Origin of the sequence: Lysobacter sp. 22409 (genome assembly GCF_052045105.1) — a bacterium.
GTDB classification, from domain to species: Bacteria; Pseudomonadota; Gammaproteobacteria; order Xanthomonadales; family Xanthomonadaceae; genus Lysobacter; species Lysobacter antibioticus_B.
Map to the genome: position 1 here is coordinate 1 of NZ_JBQEOE010000011.1, position 15,204 is coordinate 15,204.

A 15,204-nucleotide genomic window follows, 5' to 3' on the forward strand; every position below is an offset into this window, starting at 1 on the left:
CTCCTGGAAGCGCAACCTCAGCGCGCGAAACCTTCCAGCAGCGGCACTTCCTCGACCGCTTGGCCGCCGATGCTCAGCGCCTGTTCGGGGCGCTCCAGCGGCAGCACCGCCAGGGCGAGATGGGTCCCACCATCGCTCGCCGCGGCGACCACGGTGCCCAGTGCTGCGCTTTCGCCACGCACTTCCGTTCCGGCCTCGATCGGTGCGGCAGCGGCGAACGCCACCACGCCGCGCTTGGCCTTGCCGAGGAAATGGGTGCGGGCGACGATCTCCTGGCCCGGATAGCAGCCTTTCTTGACGCTGAAAGCGCGCAGGCGCTCCAGCGACAGCTGTTGCGGGGTCCATTGTTCGGCCTGCGACGCCGGCAGCCGCGGCAGGCCGTGGCGCAGATCGGCCAGCGCCCACTGCGCGATCGCTGCCGGGTCCTCCGGCGCACTCGCGTCCGCGACGATGCGCAGGCTGCGCGCACCGCCGTCGCCGCTGAAGTCCAGCTCCAGGCCTGTCTCTTCGTCGCCGCCGAGGGCGCCGCCGCGCGCCTGCGCCGGCTCGGCCCAGCGCCCTTCGGCGCTCAGGTCCTCGCGCAGGGCGATGACCACCTTGCTGCGGAAGACGAAGCGTTTCAACGCCTCGGCGATGGCCGCGGCGTCGGCGTCGGGGACCAGCAGCCAGACGCGTTGGTCGGACAGGCGGAGCAGGGCGAATAGCGCAATCAGGCGCCCTTTGGGCGTCAGCCAGCCGCTCCAGTGCCAATGTCGATCGGCGAGCGTCTTCACGTCGTTCATGAACTGAGACTGCGCAAAGGCTGCTGCGTCGCGGCCTTCGAGGGTTATGAGGCGTTGGCCGGGCAGGGCAAACGCCTGTCCGTGCAAGGGGTGCGGGTTGTCAGGCATGGGGGCCGGGAATTAATATTTAACGCTGTGATGATAGGCGAAACCACCCCGGAAGCACCTTCGGACCTTGCGTCCGAGACCCCGGCGACTCCCGTACCCGAGACGGGAGGCGATTCGTCTTCCGCCAAGGACGCTCGCAAAGAGCACGGTGGTCGCGAGGGTCCCGAACCGACCCGTTACGGCGACTGGGAAAAGAACGGCCGCTGCATCGATTTCTGATCCGACGTCCGACCGCTAGCCCCTCACGCCCCCCACACAGCGCTCCCACGCTCCCCCCGCCACGCGGCGCCGCCGCCCAGCTGAGATTGCCATCGCATGGCGAACCGCGAACGACCCCTGTCACCGCATCTGCAGGTTTACCGCTGGCAGATACAGATGGTGACCTCGATCCTGCACCGGGCCACCGGTGTCATCCTTTCCGTCGGCGCTTTGCTGATCGCCTGGGCGCTGGTATCGCTCGCGGCCGGTCCCGAAGCCTGGGCCCAGTTCACCGCCTGCGCCCGCTCGCCGCTCGGTTTCCTGATCCTGTTCGGCTGGACCTGGGCCTTCGCCTACCACCTGATCAACGGCATCCGCCATCTGGTCCAGGACGCGGGCTACGCCTACAAGGTCGATACCTTCGTGCGCAACGGCTGGATCAGCGTCATCGGCAGCCTGGTGCTGACCGCCCTGATCTGGATCGTCGCCATGATGTCGCGAGGTGGCGCATGAGCGCGAACAACAAGCATCTGCGCAACCCGCTCAAGACCGCGCGCGGCCTGGGCTCGGCGAAGGACGGCACCCACCACTTCGTGGTCCAGCGCGTCACCGCGGTCGCCCTGATCGTCCTGACCCTGTACGTGCTGGGCCTGATCGTGTCGTGGATCGGCGGCGATTACGCCTCGGTGCGCGCCTCGGTCGCCCATCCCTGCAACGCCGTGCTGCTGAGCGCGTTCGTCGTGGCGATGTTCTGGCACGCCAAGCTCGGCCTGCAGGTCGTCATCGAGGACTACGTCCACACCCCGGGGCTGGCGATCGCCTCGCAGCTCGCGGTCGTTTTCGTTTGCGTACTCGCGGCTCTCGCCAGCGTGCTCGCCATCATCCGCATCGCGTTGGGAGCCTGAGTCGTGGCCTCTGCCTACAAGATTCAAGAACACAAGTTCGACATGGTCGTGGTCGGCGCCGGCGGCGCCGGTCTGCGCGCCACCTTCGGTCTCGCCCAGAAGGGCCTGAAGACCGCCTGCATCACCAAGGTGTTCCCGACCCGCTCGCATACCGTCGCCGCCCAGGGCGGCATCTCGGCCGCGCTCGGCAACATGGGCGAGGACGATTGGCGCTACCACTTCTTCGACACCGTCAAGGGTTCGGACTGGCTGGGCGACCAGGACGCGATCGAGTACATGTGCAAGGAGGCCATCCCGGCCATCATCGAGCTCGAGCACCAGGGCGTGCCGTTCTCGCGCACCGACGAAGGCAAGATCTACCAGCGCCCGTTCGGCGGCATGACCACCAAGTACGGCGAAGGCCCGCCGGCGCAGCGCACCTGCGCCGCTGCCGACCGCACCGGCCACGCCATCCTGCACACCTTGTACCAGCAGTCGCTGGCGCACGACGCGCAGTTCTTCATCGAATACTTCGCCCTCGACCTGATCATGGACGAGACCGGCGCCTGCCGCGGCGTGCTCGCGCTCGACATGGCCGAAGGCACGCTGCATCTGTTCCGCGCCCAGGGCACGGTGCTGGCCACCGGCGGCTACGGCCGCGCCTATTTCTCGGCGACCTCGGCCCACACCTGCACCGGCGACGGCGGCGGCATGGCCCTGCGCGCCGGCCTCGGCCTGCAGGACATGGAATTCGTCCAGTTCCATCCGACCGGCATCTACGGCGCCGGCTGCCTGATCACCGAGGGCGTGCGAGGCGAGGGCGGCATCCTGCGCAACGCCAACGGCGAGCGCTTCATGGAGCGCTACGCGCCGAGCGTGAAGGACCTGGCGCCGCGCGACATGGTCAGCCGTTCGATGACCATCGAGATCCGCGAAGGCCGCGGCGTCGGCGAGCACAAGGATCACATCCTGCTCGACCTGACCCACCTCGGCCCCGAAGTCATCCACGAAAAACTCCCCGGCATCGCCGAATCGGCGCGCATCTTCGCCAACGTCGACGTCGAGAAGGAGCCGATCCCGGTCATCCCGACCGTGCACTACAACATGGGCGGCATCCCGACCAACTACCACGGCGAAGTCGTGCAGTTGAAGAACGGCGACCCCGATGCGGTCGTGCCGGGCCTGTATGCGATCGGCGAAGCGGCCTGCGTGTCGGTGCACGGCGCCAACCGCCTGGGCTCGAACTCGCTGCTCGACCTGGTGGTGTTCGGCCGCGCGGTGGCCAACCGCTGCGCCGAGACGGTCACGCCCGGCGGCGCCCACGCGCGCCTGGCCGGCGACGCCTGCGACGAAGCGCTGGCGCGCCTGGACAAGCTGCGCAACGCCACCGGCAGCACGCCGACCGCGGTCATCCGCGACAAGATGCAGCGCACCATGCAGGCCGACGCGGCGGTGTTCCGCACCGGCGAGACCCTCGCCGACGGCGTGCGCAAGATGCGCGAGATCCACGCTTCGTTCGCCGACGTCAAGGTCAGCGACCGTTCGCTGATCTGGAACTCGGACCTGATCGAGACCTACGAGCTGTCGAACCTGCTCGGCCAGGCCTTGGCCACCATCGTCTCGGCCGAGAACCGCACCGAGTCGCGCGGCGCCCACGCCCGCGAGGACTTCGCCACGCGCAACGATGAGCAGTGGCAGAAGCACACGCTGTGCTGGGTCGACGAGAAGGGTACGACGAGCATCGACTACCGTCCGGTGCACAACTACACCTTGACCGACGACGTCGCCTACGTCCCGCCCAAGGAACGCAAGTACTGATCGGCGCTACGGCGCGCAGTTCCGCTGCGCGCCATTCACGCAACCCACCGCAGTACTGCCGCAAGCCGAGAGATCGCCAGCATGGCCGAATTCGCTCTACCCAAGAACTCCCAGATCCAGAAGGGCCGTCACTGGCCGACGCAGGGCGCCAAGCAGCCGCGTACCTTCAAGGTCTATCGCTGGAACCCCGACGACGGCCTCAACCCGCGCGTGGACACTTATGAAGTGGACCTCGCGACCTGCGGCCCGATGGTTCTCGACGCGCTGATCAAGATCAAGAACGAGATCGACCCGACCCTGACCTTCCGCCGCTCCTGTCGCGAAGGCATCTGCGGTTCGTGCGCGATGAACATCGACGGCACCAACACCCTGGCCTGCACCCGCGCGATCACCGATTGCGACAAGCCCGAGGTGCCGATCTACCCGCTGCCGCACATGTCGGTGGTCAAGGACCTGGTGCCGGACCTGACCCACTTCTACGCCCAGTACGCCTCGATCCGCCCGTGGCTGCGCACCCAGAGCGCGACGCCGTCGGACCGCGAGCGTCTGCAGTCGCCGGAAGACCGCAAGAAGCTCGACGGCCTGTACGAGTGCATCCTGTGCGCGTGCTGCTCGACCAGCTGCCCGAGCTACTGGTGGAACGGCGACCGCTACCTCGGCCCGGCGATCCTGCTGCAGGCCTATCGCTGGATCATCGATTCGCGCGACGAGGACACCGGTGCGCGCCTGGACGATCTGGAAGATCCGTTCAAGCTCTATCGCTGCCATACCATCATGAACTGCGCCCGCACCTGTCCGAAGGGGCTGAACCCGGCGCAGGCGATCGGCGAGATCAAGAAGCTGATGCTGGCGCGCCGCGTCTAAGGCGAACGCGGCACCGCCCGGTTCCAACCCACGACGGCGCCTCGGGCGCCGTCGTGCCGTCCAGCCAGTCGCAGGCGGCGTATCCGCGCCGCGCCAGGGGTGAGCGATGCAGTCGAAGGCGATTTTCCTGCCCGCGGTGGCGATGGTCGCGTTGACCTGCGCGGTGTGGCTGCGCATGTACGCGGTGCGGATCGGACAGATGCGCCGCGAGCGCATCCACCCACAAGCGGTCGCGACCTCGGCGCAGGCCGTCGCCCGGCTCACCGACAGCGCCGCGGCCGACAATTTCCGCAATCTGTTCGAACTGCCGGTACTGTTCTATCTGGCGGTGGTCGTGGCTGCACTGGCCGGATTGGCCGATGGCGCGACTCTCGTCTTGGCCTGGTTGTTCGTCGCGCTGCGCATCGCCCACAGCGCGATCCACTGCAGCTATAACCGGGTCATGCACCGTTTTTTCGTCTACGCCGCCGGCGCGCTCGTGCTGTGGGCGTTGTGGCTCCATCTCGCAATCGGACTGCTGAGCTCATGAATAGTTTCTCCCGCGTCACCGCTTCGCGTTTCGCCCGTCGCACCTTGGCCGCGTTGATCGCCGCTGCGTTCTGCGTCGCACCAGCTTTCGCCGATACGGCCAAGGCCGCCGATGCTGCGCAGGGCGGCGCCCGTGTCGCCGATGCCCGCCAGTTGCTGGAGACGATGCGTTACGCCGAGATCCTCAAGCAGGGTTTGAGCCTGGTGTTCAGCCAGGCCATACCCGGCAGCGAGGCGCTTTCCGACGAGCACAACGGGGTCATGAAGCGCTTGTTCGACAGCATGCCGGCCGGGCCTTTCCTCGACGGCGCCTCCAAGCGTCTGGCGCAGAGCGCGACTCAGGCCGAAATCGACGAGGCCCTGGCGTACTTCCGCGGCGCGGCCGGACAGACCGAACTGGCTTGCGTGCGCGACACGCTTGGCACGCCGACCACGCTCGACTGCATCCGCGAGCGCGGCGGCGAAGCGCACTTGCAGGCGCATAGCGCCTTCGCCGAAAGCTCGATCGAGAACAAGCTCGGCGAGATCATGGCCGGCGACAGCGGCGATGCCGATTTCGCCGCCTCGGCCAAGCTCGCGCTTGAGCAGGATCCGACGCTGGCGAAGGACTTCGACGCCTATTGCGGAAGTCATCCGGGCGGCCTGTGCGATGTGCTGAAGCCGACCCAGGCGGCGCCCTGAGCGTTCGATGCGAGGAAGCGACGAGATGAGCGAAGCCGAAATCAGCCGCGAGGAGCGCGACGAGATCGAATTGCGTCGCTTGCGCTGGCGTTGCCGGCGCGGCATGCGCGAACTGGACCAGTTGTTCGGGCGTTATCTCGACCGTGTCTGGAAGCAGGCTTCCGACGCCGAGCGCGGGGTTTTCCTACGTTTGCTGGAAACCGAGGACGATAAGCTCTGGCACTGGTTCATGGGCCACGAGGCCGCCAGCGATGCCGAACTCGACCGTCTCGTCCAATCGATCCGGGCCTTGCCGCCTTGAGTGGCGGCCGTCGCGTCTGCTCGCGGCGGCGCTGATCGTTCTGGGGCTGGCGGCGGCGTTGTCGCTGTGGTTCAGCGAATGCCCGCGTGCCGTGGCCGGGCCGCTGGCGGTGCTGGCCCTGGCCTGGGCGCTGTATTCGGCGCGGCGCGAACTGCGCCGGCCGCCACAGCGTCTGGTCATCGCCGGCGAGCGCGCCAGCCTCGACGAATTGCCGATCACCGAGCTGCGCCTGCAGTGGCGCGGCTGGCTGGCCCGGCTCGATTTCACCGGCCCGGACGGGCAGGGGCGGCGCCTGCTGTGGTGGCCGGACCGCCTGGACGCCCGCGGCCGCCGTGAACTCAGGCTGGCCGTGGCGGTCTCAGCCCCTGCGCGCGATCCGCGTTCGATGGCACCATGAGGCCCGGATTTGAACGCGGCGATCAGGGAGCCGGGATTCGGGATGGGCAAGGCGGCCAGCGCCGAACCACCGAGCACCGCGCCTGTCCAAGCCGCCAGCACTAGAGAGACAGAGTTCACGATGAAAGCAATGTCCAGTCCCCAGCTTCCGGTCTCGGCCGCATAGATGTTCAAACCCATCTCCGTCGCCATCGGCCTGCGCTACCTGCGCGCCAAACGCCGCAACGGCTTCATCTCCTTCATCTCCCTGGCCTCGATCGGGGGCATCGCCCTCGGCGTGACTGCGCTGATCACCACTCTGGCGGTGATGAGCGGCTTCCAGCGCGAGATCCGCGACCGCATGCTGCAGATGGCCGCCCACGCCACTATCAGCGCCTACGGCGAACCGGTGACCGAATGGCGGCTCGCGATCGACAAGGCCGCCGCCGACCCGCGCGTCGCCGGCGCCGCGCCCTACATCGAAAAGGAAGCGCTGTTGTCGTCGACGCGGCAACAGCCGGCGATCATCCGCGGCGTCGACCCGGCTGAGGAGAGCAAGGTCTCGGTGCTCGCCGACAAGATGGTCGAAGGCAAACTCGGCTCGTTGACCCCGGGCAGCTTCAACATCGTCCTGGGCAAGGAACTGGCCCTGTGGATGGGCGCCCAGGTCGGCGACAGCGTGGTGGTGATGACCGCAGACGGCCGCAGCACGCCGATGGGGGCGATGCCGCAGCTCAAGCGCTTCACCGTCAGCGGCATCTTCGAAGCCGGCTACAGCGAATACGATAAGGGCCTGGCGGTGGTCAACATGAGCGACATCCAACGGGTGCTGCGCATGGGCGACGGCGTCACCGGCGTGCGCTTGAGGCTGCACGACATGGACAAGGCCTGGGACGTCGCCCGCGATCTCTCGGTGGCCCTCGGCGGCCCCTACCGGATCACCGATTGGAGCAGTGACAACGCCAACATGTTCCGCGCCCTGAAGATGGAAAAGGTCGTGATGGCGGTCCTGCTGTCGCTGATCATCGCCATGGGTGCGTTCAACCTGGTGTCTTCGCAGGTCATGCTGGTCACCGACAAGCAGGCCGATATCGCGATCCAGCGCACCCTCGGGCTGACCCCGATGAGCGTGATGCGGATCTTCGTCGTCCAGGGCACCCTGATCGGCATCGTCGGCACGGTGCTCGGCGTGGTCGGCGGTATCGTCTTAACCTTGAACCTCGAACACATCCTCAAGGCCATCGAGACCGTGCTCGGTGTGCAGTTGATGCCGGAAGACGTCTACTACATCACCGGCCTGCCGACCGACCTGCAGACCAGCGACGTCACCATCATCGCCTGCGTGGCGCTGGCGATGGCCTTCCTGGCCACGATCTATCCCGCCTGGCGCGCCGCGCGCACGGCGCCGGCGGAGGCGCTGCGCTATGAATAACCCTCAAAATGCCGACGTCCGCCGGACCGTCGCCGACGACATCGTGCTGCGTTGCGACGGCCTGGCGATGACTTATTCCGAAGGCAAGCTGCACACGCCGGTGTTCCAGGGGTTGGAACTGGCCGTGCGCAAGGGCGAGACCGTTGCGATTCTCGGTGCGTCCGGCGCCGGCAAGAGCACCTTGCTGCATCTGCTCGGCGGCCTCGACACGCCGACCGCGGGCGAGGTCTACGTCGCCGGCGAGCGCATGAGCGCGCTGTCCGATCGCGCGCGCGGCCTGCTGCGCAATCAGGCCTTGGGTTTCGTCTATCAGTTCCATCACCTGTTGCCCGAGTTCACCGCGCTCGAAAACGTGATGCTGCCGGTGCTGCTCGACGGCCGCAGCCGTTCGGCCACGACCAAGCAGGCGTCGGAGCGGGCCAGGGCATTGCTGGAATCGGTCGGCCTGGGCCATCGTCTCGATCACAAGCCCGGCGAACTGTCCGGCGGCGAGCGCCAGCGCGCCGCGGTCGCGCGCGCCCTGGTCAATCGCCCGGCCTGCGTGCTCGGCGACGAGCCGACCGGCAACCTCGACGAAAAAACCGCCGCGGTGGTGTTCGAGCTGATGCTCGCGCTCAATCGCGACCAGGGCACCAGCCTGGTGTTGGTGACCCACGACCGCCGCCTCGCGCGGCGCCTGGACCGCGTGCTGGAATTGCACGAAGGCAAACTGCGGCAACTGGACGCCGCCGAGGTGTAGACATGCACGACGCGGCAAGGACGCCGCCCTTCGGAAAACTCGTCGCCTGCGCATTGCTGACCAGCATCGGTGCCGGACTGGCCTTGCCGCATGCGTGCCCGTGGGGAGTTTCGTTACCCGCCCTGATCGCCGCCACCGTTGCGTGGTGGCGTTTGCCGCGCTGGCGCTGGCTCGCCGCGGCGGTGTTGGGGTTCGCGCTCGCCAGTCTGCATGCGGCCTATGCGCTGAGCCTGCAGTTGCCGCCGGACTGGGAGAAGCGCGAGATCGTCGTCAGCGGGCGCATCGTCGATCTTCCGCAGCACGAACCGCGCCGCAGCCGTTTTCTGTTTCGTATCGACGAGGACGCGCAACAGCCCGAGCCCTTGCGCGGCCGCTTGTTGCGATTGGCCTGGTACGACGATGAACTCGAACCGCGTCGCGTGCTGCGGGCCGGCCAGCGTTGGCGGTTCCAGGCGCGGGTGCGGGCGCCGCGCGGCCTGCGCAATCCGGGCGGTCCCGACGCCGAAAAATACGCCTTGATGCAGCGTTTGGCCGCGACCGGCTACCTGCGCGAGCCGGAGCGCGCACGGCTGTTGGCCAAGGCGAGCGGGCTCGATGCCTGGCGCGAATCGATCTCCGACCGCATCGCCGCGACGGTGCGGTCGCCGTCTTCGCGCTTCGTGCGTGCGCTCGCGCTCGGCGACACCCGCGGCTTGGACGAGCGCGACTGGAGCGTGCTGCGCGCCGACGGCCTGACTCATCTGATCGCGATCTCCGGCTTCCATGTCGGCTTGGTCGCGGGCTTCTTCGCCTTGTTCGCGGGCCGGTTATGGCGGGTATTCCCCGCGCTGGGGCGGCGCTGCCCCGGGGTGGTCGCGGCGGCGGTCGCAGCGATGCTCGGCGGTTTGGCCTATGCGGCCGCGGTCGGCTTCGCCCTGCCGACCGTGCGCACCTGGCTGATGATCGCGCTGGTCGCGGCGCTGCGCATGTCGCGCCGGCCTTTTCACGCCTTCGACGCCTTGGCGATGGCGGCGATCGCGATGGCCTTGGCCGATCCTTTGGCCTTGCTCGGTGCAGGGTTCTGGCTGAGCTTTCTCGGCGTCGCCTGGCTGCTGTGGTGCTTGCCGGATTCGATGGCGGCGACCGGCTGGCGCGATCGCTTGCGCGGGTTCCTGAGCGCGCAGGGCGTGGCGAGCCTGGGTTTGCTGCCGGTGTGCGTGCTGTTGTTCGGCCAGGCCTCCCTGGCCGGGCCGTTCGCCAATCTGATTGCGGTGCCGTGGTGGAGCCTGGTGGTGGTGCCCCTGGCCTTGCTCGGCACCGGCCTGGAGGCGCTCCACGCCGGCGCCGGCGAGTTCGCCTGGCGCGGCGCCGCGGCCTGCTTCGACGCGAGCTGGCCCGGGTTCGAGTCCCTGGCCGACAGCGGTCTGGCCTTGTGGTGGCTGCCGGAGCCGGCCTGGTTCGCCTTGCCGCTGGCGATGCTGGGCGCGTTCTGGCTGCTGCTGCCGCGCGGCGTGCCCGGTAAGGCGCTGGCGCTGCTGTTGTGGCTGCCTTTGCTGTGGCCGGATCGGCATCTGCCCGGGCCGGGCGAAGCCGAACTGATCGTGGTCGACGTGGGGCAGGGCTTGTCGGTGCTGGTGCGCACGGCGAACCACAGCCTGCTGTTCGACGCCGGGCCCTCGGTGCGCGACGGTTTCGACGCCGGCGAGCGCGCGGTGGTGCCGGCCCTGCATGCGCTCGGGGTGCGTCGCCTCGACCGTGTCGTCGCCAGCCACGGCGACAACGACCACGCCGGCGGTGTGGCCAGCGTACTGCGCGCGTTTCCGTCGCCGGTCGTGTTCGCGCCGCCCGAGGTCGACGGCGAGGCGCTCGAGGGCATCCGCACCCGTCCCTGCGAGGCCGGGCGCAGTTGGGAATGGGACGGCGTGCGCCTGCGTTTCCTGCACCCGCCCCGGCATTTTCCCTACCTGGGCAACGAATCGAGCTGCGTGCTGCGGGTCGAAAGCCAGCACGGCGCGGCGCTGTTGACCGGCGACATCGGCGAGGTGGTCGAGCGCGATCTGGTCCGCCGTGCCGGGCTTTCGGCGCAGGACCGCCTGCGCGCCGAGGTGGTGCTGGTCGCCCACCACGGCAGCGGCGGCTCCTCCGATCCGGAGTTCATCGCCGCGACCGGCGCCCGCCACGCCCTGGTATCCAGCGGCCATGGCAACCGCTTCGGCCACCCGCGCGCGGACGTGCTGGAACGCTGGCGCCGCGCCGGGGCGGGCACCCGCGATACCGCGGCAGATGGCGCCTTGCGGGTGGGGCTGCGCGCCGGCGGCATCGCCGTGGAAACGCGACGCCAGACACACCCGCGTCTGTGGGATGCGACCCGGCGTGCGGGCGCTGGGCTATCCTATCGGCCAGATTGATGTCGGCCACGGGCCGGGGGTTCGCGAGTGCTGGAACTGGTCAAGGCCGGCGGTTGGCCGATGATTCCGTTGTTGATCCTGTCGGCGGTAGCGCTGGCGATCATCATCGAACGCCTCTGGACCCTGCGTCGCAGGGCGGTGTTGCCGCCGCAGCTCGGCCAGGAAGTCCGCGCCTGGGCCGCGACCGGCAAGCTCGACCCGGCCCACATCGAGTCCTTGCGCGCGACCGCGCCGCTCGGCGAACTGCTCGCCGCCGCGCTCGACGTCCGCCATCGCCCGCGCGAGGAAATCCGCGAGCGCATCGAGGACGTCGGCCGCCACCTCGTGCACCGCATGGAGCGTTACCTGAACACGCTCGGCACCATTTCCGCCGCCGGCCCGCTGCTCGGGCTGTTCGGCACCGTGGTCGGCATGATCCAGATGTTCATGGTCATCAACGACCACGGCATCGGCGACGTCAACCAACTCGCCGGCGGCATCGGCAAGGCGCTGATCTGCACCGCGACCGGCATGATCGTCGCGATTCCGGCGCTGATGGCCCACCGCTGGTTCCGCGGCCGCATCGCCGAGTACATCGTCGCGATGGAGCACGAAGCGATCGCCCTGGTCGACGTGCTGACCCCGGGCACGGTCGAGTCGCGCCAGCAGCATGAGGCGCGCGCGCCGGTGCGCTTGGCCGGCCAGGCCGGCTGAGGCGCCGACGCATGCGCATCCGCGACCATCGCTCCGACGATGAGCCCGAGATCAACCTGGTGCCGTTGATCGACGTGATCCTGGTCCTGATCATCTTCTTCGTCGTCACCGCCACTTTCGACGCGCGCTCGGTGCTCAAGCTCGAACTGCCGCGCGCCACCGGCGAGCCCTCCGGCGACGCCAGCAAGGCCCTGATCGTGCTGGTGAATGCCGAAGGCCGTTATTTCGTCGGCGACCGCGAGGTGCTGCGCGACGATCTGGAATCGCTCAAGACCACGATAGCGGAGGTCGCCGGCAGCGACCGCGACCGCACCGTCATGCTGCGCGCCGATGCGCGCACGCCGTACCAGGCCGTGGTCACCGTCTACGACGCGCTCGGCCAGCTCGGTTTCCGCAGGATCATGAGCGCGACCGCGCCGCCGCAACCCGGTGCTCAGGCCGCCGCGGGGACGGTGCGGTGACAGCCACCGCATCGCCCTGGCAGACCTACCGCCGGTTGCTCGAATTCTCGCGGCCTTACCGCGGACTGCTCTGGATCGCCGCGCTCGGCATGGTGATCGAGGCCGCCGCCGGCGCCGGTTTCACCAAGATCATGGAACCGATCATCAACCAGACCTTCATCGCCAAGAACTCGGCGTTGGCGATTTGGCTGCCGGCGGCCATCGTCGCCTTGTTCGTGCTGCGCGGTCTCGCCGGTTACCTCACCGATTACTACATGGCCAAGTCCGGCCGCGGCGTCGCCCGCGACCTGCGAGTGAAGGTGCTCGGCAAGTACCTGCGCCTGCCGGGATCGCGCTTCGATACCGAGCCGGTGCCGTCAATGCTGGTGCGGCTGGGCTCCGACAGCGATCAGGTCGCGCAGGCCGCGGTCGACGCGCTCAAGGTCATGGTCCAGCAGTCGCTGCAGGCGCTCGCCCTGCTCGGCGTGATGATCTGGACGAGTTGGCAGGTCACCATCGCCGTCGCGGTGATGGCGCCGCCGCTGGCCTGGGTCATGGACAAGGTCGGCCGCCGTTATCGCCGCATCAGCCACAAGATCCAGGAAAGCGGTGCGCAGTTGCTGCTCGCGGCCGATCAGGCGCTGTCGAACCAGCAGGAAGTGAAGGTCTACGGCGCGCAGCCGACCGAGCTGACCCGCTACGGCGCCATCGCCGACGACTACCTGCGCCTCAGCCTCAAGGTCGAATCCACCCGCAGCATCGCCTCGGCCATGGTCCAGCTGATGGGCTCGATCGGCCTGGCCTTGCTGCTGCTGGTCGCCAGCCACGAAGCCTTCGCCGGGCGCCTCAGCGCCGGCGGTTTCGTCGCCTTGATGATGTCGATGATGGCGATGATTCCGGCGCTGCGTCAGCTCACCAACGTGCAGAACATGCTGCAGCGCGGCCTGGCCTCGGCCGAGCGCTTGTTTGACGTGCTGGATGCTCCCGACGAATTGGACGAAGGCACGCGCGAACTCGCGCGCAGCCAGGGCCTGGTCGAGTTCCGCGACGTCACTGCGCGTTATCCGGGCCAGGACCGTCCGGCGTTGTCGGACATCAGTTTCGTTGCGCGTCCCGGCACCGTCACCGCCATCGTCGGCCGCTCCGGCAGCGGCAAGTCGACCCTGATCAAGCTGATCCCGCGTTTCTACGACCCCGAGGCCGGGCAGATCCTGCTCGACGGCCATCCCGTGCAGGACTACCGCCTCGCCGACCTGCGTCGCCAGATCGCTCTGGTCGGCCAGCAGGTGATGCTGTTCGACGGCACGGTGGCGGCCAACGTTGCTTACGGCGAACTGCAGGACAGCGACGCCGAGGCCCTGCAACGCGCGGTCGGCGGCGCCAATGCCAGCGAGTTCATCGAACGCCTGCCGGAAGGCGTGAACACGCCGATCGGCGCCAAGGGCGGCAAACTTTCCGGTGGGCAGCGCCAACGCCTGGCGATCGCGCGCGCGATGCTCAAGGACGCACCGATCCTGATCCTCGACGAGGCCACCGCCGCGCTCGACACCGAATCCGAACGTCTGGTCCAGGACGCGCTCGAACGCCTGATGCCGGATCGCACCACCTTGGTCATCGCCCATCGTCTGTCGACGATCGAGCACGCCGACCAGGTGTTGGTGCTCGATCAGGGCCGTATCGTCGAGCGCGGCAGCCACGGCGAATTGCTCGCCCAGGGCGGTCTGTACGCGCATCTGCACCGCATGCAGTTCCGGGAAGCCGAATGAGCGGCGCCTCGGATCGGCAGCCGCATGTACCGGCGTATTGGTACGGCGACGTCCCAGTGCCCGCGCATGCGCGCCTGCTCTCGGGCCTGTACGGCGCGGTCACCGACCTGCGCCGCACCCTGTACCGCAAAGGCCTCAAGCGTCGTCGCCACCCCGGCGTGCCGGTGATCGTGGTCGGCAACATCACCGCCGGCGGCGCTGGCAAGACACCGCTGACGATCGCCCTGGTCCAGCGCTTGAAGCAGGAAGGCTGGAACCCGGGCGTGGCCAGCCGCGGCTACGGCCGCGACGACATCGCCACGCCGCTGTGGGTCGAGCGCGACACCGATCCGCGTATCGGCGGCGACGAGCCGGTGCTGATCGCGCGCCGCACCGGCGCCAGGCTGCGCGCCGACCGCGACCGCGCCGCCGCTGCGAAAGCCCTGGCCGACGCCGGCTGCGACATCGTCGTTTGCGACGATGGCCTGCAGCATTACCGCCTCGCCCGCGACATCGAGATCGAAGTCGTCGACGGCCGCCGTCGTTACGGCAACGGCCAATTGCTGCCGGCCGGACCGTTGCGCGAGCCGCCCGAACGCGGCGCCGAATGCGATTTCCGTGTGGTCAACATGCCCAACCTCGCCGGCGACGCCGCCGCCGCGACCACCGGTTTCGGCGAATGGCCGATGCGCCTGATCGCCGACCAGGCGCTGCCGCTGCTCGGCGGCCGCCCGCTCAAGCTCGACGCCTTCGTCGGCCAGCGCGTGCACGCGGTCGCCGGCATCGGCGACCCCGAGCGCTACTTCGGCATGCTGCGCAGCCTCGGCATCGCTATCGTGCCGCATGCCTTCGCCGATCATCATCGCTACAGCGCCGCCGATTTCGAGTTCGGCAGCCGCCTGCCGGTGCTGATGACCGAGAAGGACGCGGTCAAGATTCCGCTGGCGGGCGAGGGCGCGTTCGCCTCGGACCTGCACTACAGCGTGCCGGTGCGTGCCGAATTGCCGGAAGCATTCTGGGTTTCGCTGCTCGACAAACTGCCGTCGCGCGGCGCGCGCTGACGTTGCACCGCGGCGCGCCGGCGGCGTCCATCGATCCGCCCGAGGCGCCATCGTGCGCCCCCGGCTCGCCGGAGTTCCAAGGGTGACAGCGGCGCAAGCCGCGACCCTTCCGTCTATCGCTTCGCCAGCACCCAACCCGAGCTAGCCGGCCTGATCCAAGCCGGCCCG

Annotated in this window: 17 protein-coding genes; 16 read left to right on the plus strand and 1 reads right to left on the minus strand. The window is 68.6% G+C overall.

All coding sequences use genetic code 11. The features are described from left to right. Positions 1 to 17: 17 nt before the first annotated feature. A complete protein-coding gene (gene ygfZ, locus ACTJJK_RS07625) occupies positions 18 to 890 on the minus strand; it encodes a CAF17-like 4Fe-4S cluster assembly/insertion protein YgfZ (RefSeq protein WP_031371461.1) in 873 nt (290 codons plus the stop codon). A 30-nt stretch (positions 891 to 920) separates the two neighbouring features. On the opposite strand from ygfZ, the gene ACTJJK_RS07630 reads away from it, so the two are divergent. The 16 genes from ACTJJK_RS07630 to lpxK all read left to right on the plus strand — a co-directional run bounded on the left by ACTJJK_RS07630 (position 921) and on the right by lpxK (position 15,036). Further along, a complete protein-coding gene (locus tag ACTJJK_RS07630) occupies positions 921 to 1,109 on the plus strand; it encodes a DUF1674 domain-containing protein (protein WP_081930722.1) in 189 nt (62 codons plus the stop codon). A gap of 96 nt (positions 1,110 to 1,205) precedes the next feature. Then, positions 1,206 to 1,601, plus strand: coding sequence for a succinate dehydrogenase, cytochrome b556 subunit (gene sdhC / locus ACTJJK_RS07635; protein WP_031371460.1), 396 nt, complete (start codon positions 1,206 to 1,208; stop codon positions 1,599 to 1,601). Beyond that, positions 1,598 to 1,993, plus strand: coding sequence for a succinate dehydrogenase, hydrophobic membrane anchor protein (gene sdhD, locus ACTJJK_RS07640; protein WP_031371459.1), 396 nt, complete (start codon positions 1,598 to 1,600; stop codon positions 1,991 to 1,993). Before sdhC ends, sdhD begins: the two co-directional genes overlap by 4 nt. A 42-nt stretch (positions 1,994 to 2,035) precedes the next feature. After that, entirely contained in the window at positions 2,036 to 3,790 is a 1,755-nt protein-coding gene (sdhA, locus tag ACTJJK_RS07645) for a succinate dehydrogenase flavoprotein subunit (protein ID WP_051884726.1), read from the plus strand. 81 nt (positions 3,791 to 3,871) lie between these two features. Further along, entirely contained in the window at positions 3,872 to 4,654 is a 783-nt protein-coding gene (locus tag ACTJJK_RS07650) for a succinate dehydrogenase iron-sulfur subunit (protein ID WP_031371457.1), read from the plus strand. Positions 4,655 to 4,760: 106 nt separating this feature from the next. After that, complete coding sequence (locus ACTJJK_RS07655; protein WP_440729913.1) at positions 4,761 to 5,183, plus strand: MAPEG family protein; 423 nt, start codon at positions 4,761 to 4,763, stop codon at positions 5,181 to 5,183. Beyond that, positions 5,180 to 5,863, plus strand: coding sequence for a hypothetical protein (locus ACTJJK_RS07660; protein ID WP_440729914.1), 684 nt, complete (start codon positions 5,180 to 5,182; stop codon positions 5,861 to 5,863). Before ACTJJK_RS07655 ends, ACTJJK_RS07660 begins: the two co-directional genes overlap by 4 nt. Before the next feature lie 25 nt (positions 5,864 to 5,888). After that, complete coding sequence (locus ACTJJK_RS07665) at positions 5,889 to 6,164, plus strand: FAD assembly factor SdhE (protein ID WP_031371454.1); 276 nt, start codon at positions 5,889 to 5,891, stop codon at positions 6,162 to 6,164. After that, positions 6,115 to 6,561: a hypothetical protein gene (locus ACTJJK_RS07670; protein ID WP_031371453.1), complete on the plus strand. Its 447-nt coding sequence runs from the start codon at positions 6,115 to 6,117 to the stop codon at positions 6,559 to 6,561. Before ACTJJK_RS07665 ends, ACTJJK_RS07670 begins: the two co-directional genes overlap by 50 nt. Before the next feature lie 165 nt (positions 6,562 to 6,726). Then, on the plus strand, positions 6,727 to 7,971 hold the full coding sequence (locus ACTJJK_RS07675; RefSeq protein WP_031371452.1) for a lipoprotein-releasing ABC transporter permease subunit: 1,245 nt from the start codon (positions 6,727 to 6,729) through the stop codon (positions 7,969 to 7,971). Continuing rightward, positions 7,964 to 8,710 carry a lipoprotein-releasing ABC transporter ATP-binding protein LolD gene (gene lolD / locus ACTJJK_RS07680; protein WP_223619494.1) on the plus strand — a complete coding sequence of 249 codons (747 nt, stop codon included), beginning with the start codon at positions 7,964 to 7,966 and terminating at the stop codon, positions 8,708 to 8,710. Before ACTJJK_RS07675 ends, lolD begins: the two co-directional genes overlap by 8 nt. Positions 8,711 to 8,712: 2 nt before the next feature. Continuing rightward, positions 8,713 to 11,097 (plus strand): DNA internalization-related competence protein ComEC/Rec2, encoded by a 2,385-nt coding sequence (locus ACTJJK_RS07685; RefSeq protein WP_440729915.1) that lies wholly within the window; start codon positions 8,713 to 8,715, stop codon positions 11,095 to 11,097. Between the two features lie 27 nt (positions 11,098 to 11,124). Further along, positions 11,125 to 11,790 (plus strand): MotA/TolQ/ExbB proton channel family protein, encoded by a 666-nt coding sequence (locus tag ACTJJK_RS07690; RefSeq protein ID WP_036148319.1) that lies wholly within the window; start codon positions 11,125 to 11,127, stop codon positions 11,788 to 11,790. An 11-nt stretch (positions 11,791 to 11,801) separates the two neighbouring features. Next, the gene (locus ACTJJK_RS07695; RefSeq protein ID WP_031371449.1) at positions 11,802 to 12,251 is read left to right on the plus strand and encodes an ExbD/TolR family protein; all 450 of its coding nucleotides are present in this window, start codon (positions 11,802 to 11,804) and stop codon (positions 12,249 to 12,251) included. Continuing rightward, positions 12,248 to 13,996 carry a lipid A export permease/ATP-binding protein MsbA gene (gene msbA / locus ACTJJK_RS07700; protein ID WP_031371448.1) on the plus strand — a complete coding sequence of 583 codons (1,749 nt, stop codon included), beginning with the start codon at positions 12,248 to 12,250 and terminating at the stop codon, positions 13,994 to 13,996. The genes ACTJJK_RS07695 and msbA overlap by 4 nt, the downstream gene beginning before the upstream one ends. Next, positions 13,993 to 15,036, plus strand: coding sequence for a tetraacyldisaccharide 4'-kinase (gene lpxK, locus ACTJJK_RS07705; RefSeq protein ID WP_440729916.1), 1,044 nt, complete (start codon positions 13,993 to 13,995; stop codon positions 15,034 to 15,036). The genes msbA and lpxK overlap by 4 nt, the downstream gene beginning before the upstream one ends. The last annotated feature ends 168 nt before the right edge of the window (positions 15,037 to 15,204 follow it).